The sequence below is a fragment of the Variovorax sp. P1_H12_2 genome, from assembly GCF_056405335.1.
In genome coordinates, this window is the sequence record NZ_JBFUCI010000773.1 from 1 (window position 1) to 1,113 (window position 1,113).

Below are 1,113 nucleotides of genomic sequence, written 5' to 3' on the forward strand. Positions count from 1 at the left end.
CACTATTAACCGGTGTGGGCGAGCACATGCTAGCCTACGAGGCCGCCCAAAGGACCCCCCTACCGTGCATCAATTTGACATACAGGTCATGGTCATGCTGTTTGGTCCGCATGTCCCTCCCCTCGCTGCGCCAAGTGTCCACGCGATCGTCGAGGGAAAGAGATCTTGCGCGGTCCGAGGGCAGGGAAAGTGTGGTCCTGGAACAGTGTCTGGAGCGATGAAGTGACCGCGCCAAGCAGCCCGCCTTCGCGCAAGCGCCAGCAGCGCCGCAGCAAGGCCGGCGCGGCCGTCGCTCCGTCGCTCCCCCCTTTCCGAGTCGTTCAGGTCGACCTGACCCCCGAACCGCCGGTGGCGCCAGACGACAAGAAGATCCACGAGCGCCGCCCGTTGCCGCCGGTGCCTGCGAAGCGCGCAGGCAAGTCGCCAAAGAAGTGATCTCCCGAGCTACAGCCATTCGATCTTCAGGATGGGATGAAGCTCGATGCCGTTGAGTGGAGAGACCCCGGTCTGGCCGTGAACTTTGTCAAAAAAACCGACGCCTGTGATGCGCGTGCGTGTTGGCTTCACCTTCGCGGCGAACGTGGGCATGTCCTCCGCGTCGAGTGCATCCCGCGTCACAAACGAAGGTGGCAACCGCTCCAACGCGAGCGGCTGGAGCGGCGCTCCTATGACCGCGTCGCGCGGCACCAGCATGTCATCGAGCTGCACGAAGTCGTGCGGCGATAGCGTGGCGATCAGCTTGTCGTCCACGGCCTGGCGGGCGACCCGGATGTTCTCGAGCCAGGGGCAATTGGCCGCGACGAACGGTGCGCGCGGTGTTGGCACCTCGGCAATCATCTGCTTGCCACCGGCACCGAGAAGCACCAGGTGATAGTCGCCATCGGCCTCCTGCTTCACGCTGATGATGTCGCACTCGACGCGCCACACCGTGAACTCGACCGGGCCGCGCCGGCGTTCCTGGTACCGCGGGAACAGCTCGCTCTGCGGCCGCATGTCCGCCGGACGCGGGATCCGGTCCAGCTCTTCGATGGTGGCGTCCACCACGCCGGTTTGCAGCTTGTGGCCGTCGATCACATTCTTGCCCACGAGCACCGTGTCGCGATCGGTTCCGGT

At 64.8% G+C, this 1,113-nt stretch carries 2 protein-coding genes; one reads left to right on the forward strand and one right to left on the reverse strand.

Annotated elements, in window-relative coordinates; translation table 11 throughout:
- Nucleotides 1-222: 222 nt before the first annotated feature.
- Nucleotides 223-435: a hypothetical protein gene (locus AC1D2K_RS35025; protein ID WP_478095066.1), complete on the forward strand. Its 213-nt coding sequence runs from the start codon at nt 223-225 to the stop codon at nt 433-435.
- A gap of 9 nt (nt 436-444) precedes the next feature.
- Here the strand turns inward: AC1D2K_RS35025 and AC1D2K_RS35030 are convergent, their stop codons facing one another.
- Nucleotides 445-1,092: a hypothetical protein gene (locus tag AC1D2K_RS35030; protein ID WP_478095067.1), complete on the reverse strand. Its 648-nt coding sequence runs from the start codon at nt 1,090-1,092 to the stop codon at nt 445-447.
- Nucleotides 1,093-1,113 lie beyond the last annotated feature (21 nt).